Annotated in this window: 12 protein-coding genes; 4 read left to right on the top strand and 8 right to left on the bottom strand. The window is 42.4% G+C overall.

The features are described 5' to 3' along the window. Positions 1-4: 4 nt before the first annotated feature. Together AQPE_RS07135 and AQPE_RS07130 are read left to right on the top strand one after the other, a co-directional pair. Entirely contained in the window at positions 5-673 is a 669-nt protein-coding gene (locus AQPE_RS07135; RefSeq protein WP_318350369.1) for a potassium channel family protein, read from the top strand. Positions 674-771: 98 nt separating this feature from the next. After that, on the top strand, positions 772-1,536 hold the full coding sequence (locus AQPE_RS07130; RefSeq protein ID WP_318350368.1) for a glycerophosphodiester phosphodiesterase: 765 nt from the start codon (positions 772-774) through the stop codon (positions 1,534-1,536). A gap of 8 nt (positions 1,537-1,544) precedes the next feature. Here the strand turns inward: AQPE_RS07130 and AQPE_RS07125 are convergent, their stop codons facing one another. Beyond that, on the bottom strand, positions 1,545-2,552 hold the full coding sequence (locus AQPE_RS07125) for an FAD:protein FMN transferase (RefSeq protein WP_318350367.1): 1,008 nt from the start codon (positions 2,550-2,552) through the stop codon (positions 1,545-1,547). A 113-nt stretch (positions 2,553-2,665) separates the two neighbouring features. Here AQPE_RS07125 and AQPE_RS07120 point away from each other — a divergent pair, with 113 nt between their 5' ends. Further along, positions 2,666-3,205, top strand: a complete 540-nt coding sequence (locus AQPE_RS07120; protein ID WP_318350366.1) for a DedA family protein — start codon at positions 2,666-2,668, stop codon at positions 3,203-3,205. A gap of 104 nt (positions 3,206-3,309) precedes the next feature. On the opposite strand, the gene AQPE_RS07115 is transcribed toward AQPE_RS07120, so the two are convergent. The 7 genes from AQPE_RS07115 to AQPE_RS07085 all read right to left on the bottom strand — a co-directional run bounded on the left by AQPE_RS07115 (position 3,310) and on the right by AQPE_RS07085 (position 11,453). After that, entirely contained in the window at positions 3,310-4,650 is a 1,341-nt protein-coding gene (locus AQPE_RS07115) for a sialidase family protein (protein WP_318350365.1), read from the bottom strand. Between the two features lie 18 nt (positions 4,651-4,668). Further along, positions 4,669-6,081, bottom strand: a complete 1,413-nt coding sequence (locus tag AQPE_RS07110) for an outer membrane beta-barrel protein (protein ID WP_318350364.1) — start codon at positions 6,079-6,081, stop codon at positions 4,669-4,671. A gap of 240 nt (positions 6,082-6,321) precedes the next feature. Further along, positions 6,322-7,155: an orotidine-5'-phosphate decarboxylase gene (pyrF, locus tag AQPE_RS07105; RefSeq protein WP_318350363.1), complete on the bottom strand. Its 834-nt coding sequence runs from the start codon at positions 7,153-7,155 to the stop codon at positions 6,322-6,324. Positions 7,156-7,203: 48 nt separating this feature from the next. Continuing rightward, positions 7,204-8,289 carry a peptide chain release factor 1 gene (gene prfA / locus AQPE_RS07100; RefSeq protein WP_318350362.1) on the bottom strand — a complete coding sequence of 362 codons (1,086 nt, stop codon included), beginning with the start codon at positions 8,287-8,289 and terminating at the stop codon, positions 7,204-7,206. A gap of 67 nt (positions 8,290-8,356) precedes the next feature. Then, a complete protein-coding gene (locus AQPE_RS07095; RefSeq protein ID WP_318350361.1) occupies positions 8,357-9,526 on the bottom strand; it encodes an AIR synthase related protein in 1,170 nt (389 codons plus the stop codon). Positions 9,527-9,731: 205 nt separating this feature from the next. Next, the gene (locus AQPE_RS07090) at positions 9,732-9,962 is read right to left on the bottom strand and encodes a hypothetical protein (protein WP_318350360.1); all 231 of its coding nucleotides are present in this window, start codon (positions 9,960-9,962) and stop codon (positions 9,732-9,734) included. A 261-nt stretch (positions 9,963-10,223) separates the two neighbouring features. Then, positions 10,224-11,453, bottom strand: coding sequence for a DEAD/DEAH box helicase (locus AQPE_RS07085; RefSeq protein WP_318350359.1), 1,230 nt, complete (start codon positions 11,451-11,453; stop codon positions 10,224-10,226). A gap of 308 nt (positions 11,454-11,761) precedes the next feature. Here AQPE_RS07085 and AQPE_RS07080 point away from each other — a divergent pair, with 308 nt between their 5' ends. Next, positions 11,762-14,098 carry a GH92 family glycosyl hydrolase gene (locus AQPE_RS07080; protein ID WP_318350358.1) on the top strand — a complete coding sequence of 779 codons (2,337 nt, stop codon included), beginning with the start codon at positions 11,762-11,764 and terminating at the stop codon, positions 14,096-14,098. Positions 14,099-14,612 lie beyond the last annotated feature (514 nt).

Here is a 14,612-nt window from a genome sequence, read left to right as displayed (position 1 = left end):
TAAAATGAATATAGTTGCAATCGGATTAGGAAATTTTGGCGCCTCACTGGCAAAAATTTTAACTTCGTTGGGTCACGATGTTCTCGGAGTTGACAATGATTTGAACAGGGTTGAATTTTTTAAGGACGTTGTTGCCAATACGATTTGTCTTGATGCAACCGATCCTCATGCGTTGAGGCTATTGCCTCTGAAAGAAGCTGACGCATTTGTTGTTTGTATCGGAAACGATTTTGGGATATCAGTTCAGATTGCAGCGTTACTTAAAAAATTTGGAGCTTCCAGAGTTATCTGCCGCGAAAACTCCTCCATTCACCTTACTGTATTGAATGCCATTGGGGTAGTTGAAACCATTAATCCAGAGTATGAATCAGCAAGAATAATTGCTCAGATGCTGCCTCTGAAAGGGATTCAAAACCTATTTTCGATTACTGATTCGTTTAAAATTGTTGATTTGCTGATACCTGATTTTTTGATTGGAGAAAAAAGATCAGTGATCTCCTTCCGAAAAGAAACTCATTTGAAGATTATTGCCTTAAAAAGAAATCATCGGCTAATTTATTCGTCGGCCAATGCTGCCGAAAATGACGACAAAATTGAAATCGAATTTAAGGAAAATGATACGCTGGTTCTTGGTGGCGAATTGAAAGACATCAAGCGTTTTTTGCACGAATAGAAACCATTCGCTGATCGGATTTTAATCAAACATTATTCCGAATGTTGTCAGAAAATGGGTGCGTTTTGTATCTTCGATCCCAAATTAAAAGTTTATCCATGAAGCTATATGTTGTGATTGTACTGCTTTTTCTAGGCAATTTAATTGCCCAGGCGCAACCTTCTATTATTGCCCACCGGGGCTTTTCCTTTGTGGCTCCCGAAAACACTGTGGCTTCCGCCCAGTTGGCCTGGCAACAAAATGCCGATGCCGTTGAACTGGATATTTATCTTTCGAAAGATAATCGGGTTGTGGTTATTCACGACAACAATACGAAACGCACCACTGGTCAGGACTATAAAGTGGCCGAAACAAGCGCTGATGTGCTCAGAACATTGGATGCCGGTTTATGGAAGGGTGAACAGTTTAAAGGTGAAAAAATACCGTTCCTGGAAGAGATAATTGCAACGGTTCCGGATGGGAAAAAGATGGTTGTCGAAATTAAATGTGGTGTGGAGGTTCTGCCTGCCCTGCAACAAGTAGTCGATCGGTCGGGCAAAAAAGAGCAGCTGATTTTTATCGCTTTCGGATGGGAAATTATTGCAGCCACTAAGCAAATGTTTCCTGAGAATGCCTGTTATTGGCTAAGCGGTTCGGCCGCTGATGTTCAGGGAAAACTGGAAGATGCTGCGAAAATAGGATTAGACGGAATAAACCTGAATTATAAAATTGTTGACGAAAAAACGGTTGAACAGGCCAAAGCGCTTGGGCTTGAGGTTCTTTCGTGGACTGTTGACGATCCGGAAGAAGCCAGGCGCCTCGTAAAAATCGGGGTGACCGGCATTACCACCAATCGCCCCGATTTAATGAAGAATAGCTTGTAATTTGCAGTTTATTTCTCTTCTACAATCATTTTTTTCATACCGTCAGAAAAGAAAACCTGATAATTTCCCTGTTGATCACTGTAAACAAAATACACCTCAATTCCGTCCATTTTTTTTAGAAGCTCTTTGCTTTTATCAATTCCTAGAACCATAAATGTTGTTGCATAAGCATCGGCAGTTATGCAGTCGTTGCAAACAACAGTTGTGCTCAAAAGCGTATTCCGGGCAGGGAAGCCAGTTTTAGGATCAATCGTATGAGCATATTTTACCCCATTTTCAATGTAAAAAGCCCGGTAGTTTCCTGAAGTTGCCAACGCTTTGTCGTTAATCTCAATAATAGCCTGAAGCTCATTTCCAGGACTCATGTTTCCGTCCGAAGGTTTGTCAATTCCAACATGCCAGAAATTGTCTTTAGCATTGGTTCCTTTTCCCCGAACTTCGCCACCAATTTCAACCAGGTAATTTTTGATGCCCTTTGATTTGAAGAAATCGCATACCACATCTACCGAATATCCTTGCGCAAGCGCATTTACATCTAATTTTACCCCCGGATATTTTTTAATCACTTTGCGACCTTCAAGTTTTACCTTTTCCATACCAACGTATTGAAGCAGGCTGTCGATATAAGCTGTGTCGTGTTTTGCAATTGGTCCGGATCCAAATCCCCACGCTTTTACTACTGGCCCAACAGTGATATCAAAAGCGCCTCCTGAAGCGGCATCCACCTCAGCCGATTTATTAAAAACATCCACAAACCAGTCATCAGCCTCAACATTCGGGTCATTGTCATTAATCCTCGAAATGATGGAGGTTGAGTCGTATATAGAGCATGATTTGTCAAATGCTTTCAGAAGAGAATCAATGGCTTCGCTGTAATCTTTATTGGTCGAATTTTCGTAGGTGATGTGGTAGGTAGTTCCCTGGGCAAATCCGGAAATTTTTGCATACTCACTTTTTTTCTTGGGTTGACAGGCTGTCAGGAACAGAACAACAAGGGCTAATCCGATGAATTTCATGTAGTTTGTTTTAGCGATTCAGGTAAAAAGTCATTGATGCAATTTGGGTTTATTTTCTGACATTCTCAAAATGATTACTTAAATTTGAATGAAGCAACAAATTTAACTCAGCGATGAATATGAAGGTTACCCATATCGATTATCGGCGATTAATCATACTTGCATTTTTGATCGTGCTGATGGCCGTTATTGCTTCGCTAACCATTGGTCGGGATATTTATGAATCGGGTGAAAGGAGTATATACTCCTTTGCGATTGTGAATTTCTTTGGGTATTTGTTCTTTTTTCTGCTTATGCCCATGGAGCTGGCCTTCATCTTTTACCTTCGAACCGGTTACGATCCACTGATCCTTAATATGGTGGCAGTTGCTACAGCAATGGCATCTCAAACGATTGACTACCTCATCGGCTATTTCTTCAGCGCAAAAATAATCGATAACTTGATTGGACAGAAGCGCTATGAAAAAGCCGAAGATGAGATCCGGAAATACGGGAATTGGGCACTTTTTCTATCTAATCTTCTGCCACTTTCTTCGCCCATCATTTCACTGGCTGCCGGAATGTTGAAATATCGGGTGAAAGAAGCGCTGTTCTTCAGTTTTATAGGCATGATATGCCGGTATTTGTTTTTGACACTGCTGTTTCAAGGATAACTTTTAGAAACAAAAACTCCGGGAAATCTTCTTTTCAAAAGGCTTCCTGGAGTTAAATCGTTTCTTTTTTCCCAGACGATATTGGTTGGATGATTGGTCACAAGTTATTTTCTATTGTAAATGAATGTGCTGTATAGTTTATTCAATGTTCCTTTGGCGTATACCGAACCAGTATGGTCGAGGTAAAGTCCGTTAACATACGCTTCTGTCAGCAGTGTTTCAAAGTGGTCAAAGTCTTTTGTTGTTAGCACGCCATATCCAGGGATAATAATATAAAAATCAGGTCCGAACTTATTAACATAGCTTTGAGGAGAGCCCGTATTAAATGCTACTGAGGCCGAATACACCCGATTGTAAGTTTTTCCCAAGTCGGTTGATTTGTAAATACCCCCGTCAGTTTGTGTTAAAACTATTATTTCATCATTTTTTGTAACAAAAAGGCTGTAAGGATAATTCGGAGTAATAAGTGTGGTCCAAGTTTTCCCATCATTTTCCGATTTCATGACCGACATTCCTTGCCCTGTTGGTGCAATCAACGACACAATCCAATTATTTTTCAACCTGTACATTCCACTAATTGAAGTGCTTTTGTCGGCCCCATTTGCCGGATTCGACCATGTCAATCCTCCGTCTTTCGAATGCCACAATCCATTTCCGTAAACAGTTGCCCAAAGATTGTCATCGTTGGTTATCCAAAGATCGAAGTAATAGGGGCGGTCGGGTATTGGGTTTGTGCATTTTATCCATGTTTGCCCGTGATTCGTACTTTTATACAATTCGCCATTCCAGGTCCCAACGTATATGATCCCGTTTTTATCAATCTCAATCTCTCTTGGACTATTTATCGGTTGGGTGGATAAGCTTTGCCAATCCAGAAAGTTGGTTTCTAGTTTGTAAATTCTACCTACCGAAATCATCCAGCTTTGGTGGGTTAAGGTATCCGAAGCCATGCCAGAGAGTTGGTTAAGCGGAGAGTAATCGATTTCATTCCACGCATTGTAGAGTATCCCATGCGCTGTTATAGTTGCTTCAGGAAGCAAGTTGCCATCAGGATCAGTAACTTGAGCAGTCGCAATTTGTGTAAACGAATCGGTTCCAAGTTTCCAACGAGTTGCAGCCTTTCCGTCTTTTCGGGTTTTAACCTGTTGTTGGTCAACTGATCCGCCGCCTTTTTGAACTTTAAATTCGACAGTAAAATTACTAATATCCTGAGGGGATTTGTAATTATAAATCTGGACATAAATACTATCGTTCAGGTATTCGCCGCCAATCGAAATCTGATTGGGATTCATGTAGCTAACATTATAATTGACAAGTGTTTCAGTTGAAGGATCAGGGTAATTGTTACACGAGTTGGCGACACAAATTGAAAGTACCAGTAATGGTATTCTAATCCATTTAAAAAGCAGATTATTTAGTCTGTATTTGATTGTTAACTGTTTCATTTGATTCAGATTAGGCGGTTAGTGGGTAATGGGTATTTGTAATCCAAACTGTAGAGCGATTGTTCCATTCTTTATCGAACGGTCGTCGTTTGCGTATGGAGTTGTATTTTCTTCCGGATCTTTTATGATTGGAGAGAAGCTACCCGAATAGACGATTCCGAGATCAAATTTCAAATTCTTTCTGAATGGAAACTGAAATCCCAAGCCAGTTTGGTACCCAAAGTCAACATCTTTATAATAGCCTTCAACTGCATCGTTGATGTTTATCTTCTCAATAGTATAACTTGACGAACTTATGTATTTCCTGATCGCTGTTCCATGGCATAACGCATTGACTTTAAATCCGGTGTATACGCCAAAGTCAAAATAGAACGTAAACGGATTACCGAATGAGAATTTGATATTTAAAGGAATAGTCAGATAATCTAGGTCGATCTTTGAATCAATGCTATTCCTTTTGTATTTGCTGTCAGAAGCAAATCGGTGATAATAGAGGCTGCTGTCAGCAAGAGCGTAACCTTTCCGCTCGAAAAGTATTCCGGTTTGAAGTAATACTGTATTGTTAAGCCGATAGTCGAAAGCTAATCCGGTGGTGGAACCTATGTTGGTAGAATAATTACCTGGTTTTGTTGAAGAAGAATTCCATCCCAATAAAATACCCGCAACTGGCCTGATGTAGCACTTTGTTTTTGAGCTATCCGGAATGTTTGTTTCAACCTTCTGGAAGCCTTCCTTTTTGCTTTTTGGAGTGTATTTTATTCCAAAGCCAAGTTCACTGCTTCCATTTTTGCCCTTCAAACTTTCGATAAAAACCTTTTGCCCTGTTGCCAATCTGCTTGAGACAAAAAGTCGGATATCATTGGTAATTGGATAGGAAAGATCGGCTGCAAACAAATAACCCCAGTCGTGCGTTGGCGGATAAATTCTTCGATCTTCCTTTTCTGCTGCATCCCTTTCAGCGTTGGTTAGGTCGTCATTCAATAAAATCGAATAGTACAAACCGCCACCGATTGCCAACTGCAATCGGGTGGGCGTTTTATATTTGACTAACAATGGGACGCGTAAAAAGGAAAAATCCCATTTGGAAGGTTCATACACCGGATACCATGAGTTGGAATAACCATATAACATGTAATCCATGGGATAAGCAACCGGATAATAATTTTGCTGGTTATACGATTTCATCTCGTAATACTGGCTTATAAAGCCAATTTCTGACTGTACTGAGAATAATTTTCCCAGATTGTATTCAACGAAGAATCCGGCGGATGATCCTGGTTTCGATACCCATTTATTTGTAGTCAGATTTCCGTGAAGGTTGGAGAAGTTGATGCCGGTATATTCTCCGAAAGATAACTTTTGTGCAAAGGACGTCGCTGTGATAGACACAAGTATTGCGCAAATACAAACAATTAGAAGGTTCCTCTTCATTGCAGTTTTTTGTTGTTAGATGAGGGTAGTTGTGAAAGGGTTGCGTTATGATGAAAATAATACTAAATATAAAACAAAAACTCCGGAAAATCTTCTTTTCAGAAGGCTTTCCGGAGTTTTTTTATTTGAAACCTGTCACCCCGAATTTATTTCGGGGTCTGTCGTTAATATGTTGTGATCCTGAAATAAGCCTTTGACGTGAGCTCAGTCGAACGTTCAGGATGACTTGATGCGGGTATTTTACATCAAATCTGCTTCCAACAGCAATTCTTCCATTTCAAGCTGAACATTGATGGCTTCGTTGCGGGCTTTTTCGGCAAAGTCTTCGCCATCCGAAGCATAAATAATCTGGCGCGACGAGTTGACCAACAACCCGCACATGTCGTTCATGCCAAATTTTGCTACTTCTTCCAGGCTTCCACCTTGAGCGCCAACTCCCGGAACCAATAGAAAATGATCCGGAACCAGTTCGCGTATTTCTTCTAGTTTTTCGGCTTTGGTGGCGCCAACTACATACATCATATTGTCGGTAGTTCCCCAAGTTTGAGAGGTTTTCAGCACAGATTCAAACAATTGCTCTCCTGTTTCAGCATTCTTCAGGTATTGAAAATCGGCTGCTCCTTTGTTCGAGGTCAGCGCCAAAACAATCACCCAACGGTCGAGGTAAGTCATGAACGGTTTAATGGAATCTTCGCCCATGTATGGCGCAACGGTTACCGCATCAAAATCCATGTGGTCGAAAAATGCACGGGCATATAAATTCGAGGTGTTGCCGATATCGCCACGTTTGGCATCTGCAATGATGAACTGCTCCGGATATTTTTCGCGTATGTATCTCACGGTTTTCTCAAGGCTGATCCATCCGGCAACTCCCTGGCTTTCGTAAAAAGCGAGGTTAGGTTTATAGGCAACGCACAAATCCTGCGTAGCATCGATAATTTCTTTGTTGAAAGCAAAAATCGGATCGCTGGTTTCGTTCAGGAAACGCGGGATTTTCAGAATATCGGTATCTAATCCAACGCACAAAAAGCTGCGCTTCAGTTTAATCTGTTCAAAAAGTTGTTCCTTGTTCATAATATTTTTGTTTAGTGAGCGGGTGACTTCAAGTCACCTGCTCACTTATTAAATTTCAGCTTCTTTCAGTCGTTCTGCGTTTTCTTCCACCTGCAATTTGTCGATGATTTCATCCAGGTCCCCGCCAACAACTGCTTGAAGATTGTAAATCGTCAGATTGATGCGGTGGTCAGTAATTCTTCCCTGTGGCCAGTTGTAGGTGCGGATTTTTGCCGAACGGTCTCCGGTTGAAACCATGGTCTTTCGTTTCGAAGCAATGGCATCAAGATATTTCTGGTGTTCCTGGTTGTAAATACGGGTTCGCAACTCGATCATCGCTTTTGCAAGGTTCTTAATCTGCGATTTTTGATCCTGACAAGTTACCACGATTCCGGTTGGAATGTGAGTCAAACGAATAGCCGAATAAGTTGTATTTACCGACTGTCCTCCAGGTCCTGAAGAACAGTAGGTGTCTTTTCGGATGTCGCTGTCGCGCAAGTCAATGTCGAACTCCTCGGCTTCAGGCAAAACAGCCACGGTAGCTGCTGATGTATGCACACGACCCTGTGTTTCGGTTTGTGGCACGCGCTGCACGCGGTGAACTCCCGATTCGTATTTCATCACGCCATAAACTCCTTCGCCGGTAATAGTGGCTACAATTTCCTTAAAACCTCCGGAAGTACCTTCGCTTGTATTGGTGATTTCCAATCGCCAGCCGCGGCGTTCGCAGAATTTGGAGTACATGCGGAATAAATCGCCTGCAAAAATACTGGCTTCGTCGCCACCGGTTCCGGCACGGATTTCGAGAATGGCATTTTTGCCATCTTCCGGATCGGCCGGTATCAACAGCAATTTGATATTTTGTTCTTTTTCAGGAATCAACGCTTCCGAAGCTTCAACTTCTTCACGCGCCATTTCGCGGATATCCTCGTCGGTTTCTTCGGCCAGCATTTGCTTGCCCGATTCGATATTATCGATTGTTGATTTGTAATCTTTGAATGCTGTTGTCAGTAATTCCAACCGCTTGTATTCCTGATTGAGTTTGACGTAGCGTTTCATGTCGCCCATCACCGACGGATCGGTAATTTGTGAGCCAACTTCTTCGAACCGATATCGGATCGATTCGTATTTTTCCATTAATGAATAGTCTGCCATATGATAAAAATGATAGATTTTGAAATAAAGATATTAAACCAATGCCTGGGTATTCCGCAGGGCGTAGCTAATATTCGAATTCGCCAAACTGCGACTTGATGGTAAGTTTTTTGCCTTCAGCGGCCTCAACGCGCCCAACGATGCGGGCTTCGATGTTGTATTTTTCAGAAATAGCGATTACTTCAGCAGCAAATTCAGGGGCGAGATAAACCTCGAAACGGTGACCCATGTTGAAAACCTTGTACATTTCCTGCCAACTGGTTCCCGATTCTTCCTGAATCATTTTAAACAACGGCGGAACATCGAACAGGTTGTTTTTAATCACATGCACTTTATCGACAAAATGCAGCACTTTGGTTTGAGCCCCACCCGAGCAGTGAATCATGCCATGAATATTTTTCCGGAGCGCTTCCAGTAAATCTTTCACTACCGGCGCGTAGGTGCGGGTAGGAGAGAGCACCAGTTTTCCGGCATCCAGACCAACTCCAGCAATGGCTTCGGTCAGTTTTTTGTTTCCTGAATAAATGAGATCAGCCGGAACTTCCGGATCGAAACTTTCAGGATATTTTTGAGCCAGGTAATTGGCAAATACGTCGTGACGTGCGGAAGTCAGGCCGTTGCTGCCCATTCCGCCATTGTATTCTTTTTCGTAAGTAGCCTGTCCGAATGAGGCCAAACCGACAATTACATCGCCAGCCTGAATGTTATCCGCAGAAATTACATCTTCGCGTTTCATGCGGCAAGTGACTGTCGAATCGACAATGATGGTGCGCACCACGTCGCCCACATCGGCAGTTTCGCCACCAGTAGGGTAAATGTTGACACCCATTTCGCGCAATTCGGTGCACAACTCTTCGGTTCCGTTGATGATGGCGGCGATGACTTCGCCCGGAATCCGGTTTTTGTTACGGCCAATGGTCGACGATAACAAAATGTTATCAGTTGCGCCCACGCAAAGCAAATCGTCGAGATTCATGATAATGGCATCTTGCGCAATGCCTTTCCATACCGAAATGTCGCCGGTTTCTTTCCAGTAGAGGTAAGCCAACGACGATTTGGTGCCAGCGCCATCGGCGTGCATAATGTTGCACCAAGCAGGGTCGCCTCCCAAAATATCGGGGATGATCTTGCAAAAAGCCTTTGGATACAAGCCTTTGTCGATGTTTTTGATGGCATTGTGCACGTCTTCTTTCGAAGCTGAAACGCCACGTGCCATATATCGGTTATCTGCTGACATACAATCTGAATTTCCTTATCAGTTAAAGTGCGGCAAAGTTAATATTTTTGGGAAATATTTTGAAAGGGAGTTTTTACGATCCGGTAGGCTTTTGAAATCAGCTGGTGTTAAGATTATACTTGTATGAAGTTTAACATCTTACTCTCTTCCGGATATACTTATAAACAGCAAAAGGTCAGGATGACTCAGCTCCGGACCTTTTGACTTATCTATTTTTCTTGTGCTTTTTCTTGTGTCCCGGTGCATAATGCTTGGCGCTCTTTTCTCCGGTCATTTTTTTCATATGTCCCGGTGGTACTTTGCCATTGGGGTTGGTACGAATAATCACAGTTCTCGATGGATGGTGATATGCCGGACGAACCATCGTGCAGCTATTTCCCAGGATTAGGAATGCAGAAATAAGAAGAAGGATTAGAAATTGATTTTTTGTTTTCATATGTCTATAACTTGTTTTTTAATTGCCATATGGAACTCGCCCGAATAGTCATTCTCTGGTGTGAGGAATTATTCCTCATGGCTCGTTTCATCGTTGAATCTTACAGTGTTTATTTCTCTAAAGTTAGCAATTTTATTCGGCTTAGCTGAATTGATAATTTGCAAATTCCGAAAGAATTAGGTTGTCCGACTCATTCTGAAAATGAAATGGAGTAGAATTCTTGTTATGTGCTTCTGAAATAAGCTGACAGCTTGCTTAACTTTATTTTTTCTTCTTTTTCGATTTTGGTTTTTGTTCTTCCTCGCGCATCAGGGCTTTCCAGTCGTTCGGATTATCCAACGACAAATCAACAGTCGCGGTGTATTCTTCCTTGTCGATAATTAAAACACTAACTTTTTGCCCCAGAAAAGTTTCTATTTCGTCCAGCACTGGTTTTTCTTCAGGGCTACAAAACGAGACTGCAAGCCCTTTTTTAACTCCCCGACCGGTACGACCCACGCGGTGAACGTAGTTTTCGGCCACATCAGGTAAATCGTAATTGATCACATAATCAACATCGGGAATGTCGATACCCCGCGCGCTAACGTCAGTGGCGATCAAAACTTTTACTTCTCCTGACTTAAATAAAGTCATCACATCCAGGCGGTCTTTCTGCTCTTTATCACCATGAATGGTCACGGTTTTAATGTCAACTCGTTCCATAGCCTTAAATACACGCTCTGCCCGAACTTTGGTTCGCACAAATACCAGTATTTTCGATTCGGGATGTTCTTTGATCAGCCTTTCCAGAAAAAAACGTTTGTCGTCCATGTCGATCATTGCCACGGAGTGAGTTACATTTTTTGCCACCGGATCTTTGGGTGAAATCTCAATCCGGATAGGGTTTGTAACCAGCGAGTAGGCCAGTTCTTTAATTTCAGGATTGATGGTTGCCGAAAAGAAAAGTGTTTGCCGGTATTTGGGTAAAAAGTGAATCAATTGCCTGATGTCTTTAATAAATCCAAGCGCCAGCATGTGGTCGGCCTCATCCAGCACAAGTATCTGTATTTTATCGAGCAGGATGTGTCCCTGGCTAACCAAATCGAACATTCGTCCGGGTGTGGCCACCAAAATGTCAATACCACTTTTTAGCTTCGAAATTTGTGGTTCCTGATCAACTCCTCCAAATACACAGGCTGTTTTTACCAAGGTATGTTTGCCAATTGTTTGAAAAACTTCGGTGATTTGCAAAGCCAGTTCACGAGTGGGAACCATGACCAGACAACAAAGGAATTCGCTTCGGCTACTGCTTTTCTGCTGATGGACTATGTCGATAATGGGAATCGCAAAAGCTGCCGTTTTACCGGTGCCGGTTTGAGCAATGGCTAAAACATCGTCGCCTTTCAGGATCGGCGTAATGGCTTTGTACTGAATGTCGGTGGGGCGTCGAAATCCAAGTGTTTCAAGGTTTCTCTTAATATCAGGAGATATACGGTAATCGTCAAATTTCATGTCAGATGGATTTGTTACGGGTACAAAGAAACGCATTTTTTGCCGGATTCTTTTTCAGGGGTAGATTACCAACGATTTATACAGAGAAAGTTATTTGATCGACCTTACAAAAGAGATTTATCATTTTGAAATCAGGACTAATTGTCAAGGTTAAAATTCGGCATGCTGAAAAGGGAAAAAAGGATTCATTCATATCTTCAGAAAACGGTAAGCAAATTTCCTACTGAATAATCTGAATTGATTTGGATAAAGTTGATTAAAATAATTCCTTTGGGATTACTAACCAAAAAACAATAAAGAACAGTCTAATGAATTTTAAACCCTTCTTAAGAATCACTTTTTTGATGGTTTCCTGTCTGGGAACATTATCGATAAAAGCTCAGCAAGATATTGAAGATCTGACGCGTTATGTGGATCCACTAATCGGTACCAAAGAAATGGGACATGTATTTCCTGGAGCATGCATTCCATTCGGTATGGTTCAGTTAAGTCCAGATACCGATACCATTCCATACGCTGTGAATGGCAAATATACCGGCACAGCATACCGTTACTGCGCCGGATACCAGTACAGCGACAAAACCATCGTGGGATTTACCCACACTCACCTGAGCGGAACCGGGCATTCAGACTTATCCGACTTTTTGGTCATGCCAACGGTTGGCCCGGTGCAGCTGAACCCGGGAACAGCCGACAAACCCGAAAGTGGTTACCGTTCGCGATTCAACCACGAGACCGAAAAAGCCGAACCTGGCTATTACAGCGTGATGCTCGACGATTACAAGGTAAAAGCTGAAATGACAACAACCACGCATGTCGGGGTTCATCAATACACATTCCCGAAGAGCGACGATGCGCATATTATTCTCGACCTGAACCACGGGATTTACAATTACGATGGAAAGGTTTTATGGTCGTACCTGCGTGTCGAAAACGATACGCTGGTTACCGGATACCGCATTACCAGCGGCTGGGCGCGAACCAACTACCTTTATTTTGCCATGGTTTTTTCGAAACCGATTAAAAGCTACGGAGGCAAAAACGAAGAAAACCTTGTTTATAAAGGCTTCTGGCGAAAATTTGATCAGGAACACAATTTTCCGGAAATGGCCGGGAAAAAGTTGAAAGCTCACTTCGATTTTGCAACTGCCAATGGCGAAAAAATCAAGATCAAATTTGCTATTTCGGCTGTCAGCACCGAAGGAGCGCTGAAAAACCTGGAAGCTGAAGTACCTCATTTTAACTTCGAAAAAGTACGGGCAGAGGCAAAAGCCAACTGGCAAAGCGAGTTAAGCCGGATTATTGTAAAAGCCTCTCCGGAGAAGAAAACCACATTTTACACTTCGCTGTACCATACGTTCATCAACCCAATTCAATATATGGACGTGGATGGGCAATACCGTGGGCTCGACCACAACATCCATCAGGCCAAAGGATTTGTGAACTATTCGGTATTCTCGCTGTGGGATACTTATCGTGCCTTGCACCCGCTGTTCACCTTGATTCAGCCTGAGCGGGCTTCGGATATGATCAATTCAATGCTGGCACATTACGATCAAAGCGTTCATCATTTGCTTCCGGTCTGGAGCCACTTCGGAAACGAAAACTGGTGCATGATTGGATACCACGCTGTTCCGGTTATTGCCGATGCCTGGATGAACGGTATCCGCGGATTTGACGGCAAACGGGCACTGGCCGCTTGTGTGGCTTCGGCAACTCACCGGAGTTACGGAAACCTGGGCGAATACATGGATTTAGGCTATGTTCCGTATGAAATAAATGCTGTTGGTTCATCCATGACTCTGGAATATGCTTACGACGATTGGACCATAGCCCAACTGGCCAATTCGCTGGGTGAAAAAGAGGTTGCCGCTACATTTGAAAAGAGAGCCAACAACTGGAAAAACCTGTTTAACGAACGAACCGGATTTGTTGGAGCTAAAGACAGTAAAGGTAACTGGAAATCACCGTTTGATCCGATGCACACGGCCAACGAAGGATTTATCGAAGGAAACTCGTGGAATTATTCGTTGTATGTTCCGCAGGATATTCCGACACTGATTCAGAAAATGGGTGGCAATAATCGTTTTTGCGAGCATGTCGATTCGTTGTTTACCATGTATATGCCCGACAAATATTTTGCTGAAACGGAAGATATCACACGCGAAGGATTAGTGGGTTGCTATGTTCATGGTAACGAACCAAGTCACCACGTAGCATATATGTACAATTGGGCCGGAAAACCCTGGAAAACACAGGAACGTATTCACCAGATTGTATCAACCATGTACCTCAACAAACCCGATGGATTGTGTGGTAACGACGACTGCGGACAAATGTCGGCCTGGTATGTGTTCTCGACACTCGGATTCTATCCGGTTTGTCCGGCTTCAGGAGAATATGCCATTGGGGCGCCATCGGTTAGCGAAGGAAAAATACAGCTTTCAGGAGGGAAATCGATGATCGTAAAAGCCAACAACCTATCGGATCAGAACATTTACATCAAATCAGTCAGTTTGAACGGTAAACCGGTAACTACAAGCTTCCTTTCGTACAGCGACATTGCTGATGGTGGCGAACTGGTTTTTGAAATGAGTAACCGTCCGAATAAAAAATGGGCAGCAACTGTTTCATTTAGCAAATAGCTATACAATATTCAGAATCGGTGTAATGGCTTTGTACTGAATGTCAGTAGGGCGGCGGAACCCAAGTGCTTCAAGGTTTCTCTTAATATCGGAAGATATGCGGTAATCATCAAATTTCATGGCAAACTGATTTTATATGGGTACAAAGAAACGCATTTTTGTGGAAACACGGATTACGCGGATTGGAACGGATTTACACGGAGAGGAATACTGTTATTCTATCAAAAGCAAAGAGGTTGTATCATAAGTCAATTTATCCTCTGGAGAATTGAATATTTGAATTCAATCTCGAATAGGTGTACAAATAAAAGGAGGCTGTCTCGACCTTTTGAGACAGCCTCCTTTTTGATGCGAAGTGAACGGCACTACAAATGGCACTATAACAGTTGCATTCATGCTTTTTCTGGTTTAACTCTCGGTTTAACTTTACAAGCAGAAGCAACCAAAAACCAGAAGAAAATGGAACAAATAGGAAAAATTAGACATAAAAAAAGTCTCAATTGCTTGATAATGT

The sequence above is a fragment of the Aquipluma nitroreducens genome (assembly GCF_009689585.1).
GTDB lineage: Bacteria > Bacteroidota > Bacteroidia > Bacteroidales > Prolixibacteraceae > Aquipluma > Aquipluma nitroreducens.
This window is presented reverse-complemented; position numbering and strand designations above follow the sequence as displayed.

What these genes read in the sequence shown, in the direction of transcription:
- AQPE_RS07135 (WP_318350369.1), top strand. Translation starts at nt 5, where the DNA reads ATGAATATAGTTGCAATCGGATTAGGAAATTTTGGCGCCTCACTGGCA.
- AQPE_RS07130 (WP_318350368.1), top strand. Translation starts at nt 772, where the DNA reads ATGAAGCTATATGTTGTGATTGTACTGCTTTTTCTAGGCAATTTAATT.
- AQPE_RS07125 (WP_318350367.1), bottom strand. Translation starts at nt 2,552, where the DNA reads ATGAAATTCATCGGATTAGCCCTTGTTGTTCTGTTCCTGACAGCCTGT.
- AQPE_RS07120 (WP_318350366.1), top strand. Translation starts at nt 2,666, where the DNA reads ATGAATATGAAGGTTACCCATATCGATTATCGGCGATTAATCATACTT.
- AQPE_RS07115 (WP_318350365.1), bottom strand. Translation starts at nt 4,650, where the DNA reads ATGAAACAGTTAACAATCAAATACAGACTAAATAATCTGCTTTTTAAA.
- AQPE_RS07110 (WP_318350364.1), bottom strand. Translation starts at nt 6,081, where the DNA reads ATGAAGAGGAACCTTCTAATTGTTTGTATTTGCGCAATACTTGTGTCT.
- pyrF (WP_318350363.1), bottom strand. Translation starts at nt 7,155, where the DNA reads ATGAACAAGGAACAACTTTTTGAACAGATTAAACTGAAGCGCAGCTTT.
- prfA (WP_318350362.1), bottom strand. Translation starts at nt 8,289, where the DNA reads ATGGCAGACTATTCATTAATGGAAAAATACGAATCGATCCGATATCGG.
- AQPE_RS07095 (WP_318350361.1), bottom strand. Translation starts at nt 9,526, where the DNA reads ATGTCAGCAGATAACCGATATATGGCACGTGGCGTTTCAGCTTCGAAA.
- AQPE_RS07090 (WP_318350360.1), bottom strand. Translation starts at nt 9,962, where the DNA reads ATGAAAACAAAAAATCAATTTCTAATCCTTCTTCTTATTTCTGCATTC.
- AQPE_RS07085 (WP_318350359.1), bottom strand. Translation starts at nt 11,453, where the DNA reads ATGAAATTTGACGATTACCGTATATCTCCTGATATTAAGAGAAACCTT.
- AQPE_RS07080 (WP_318350358.1), top strand. Translation starts at nt 11,762, where the DNA reads ATGAATTTTAAACCCTTCTTAAGAATCACTTTTTTGATGGTTTCCTGT.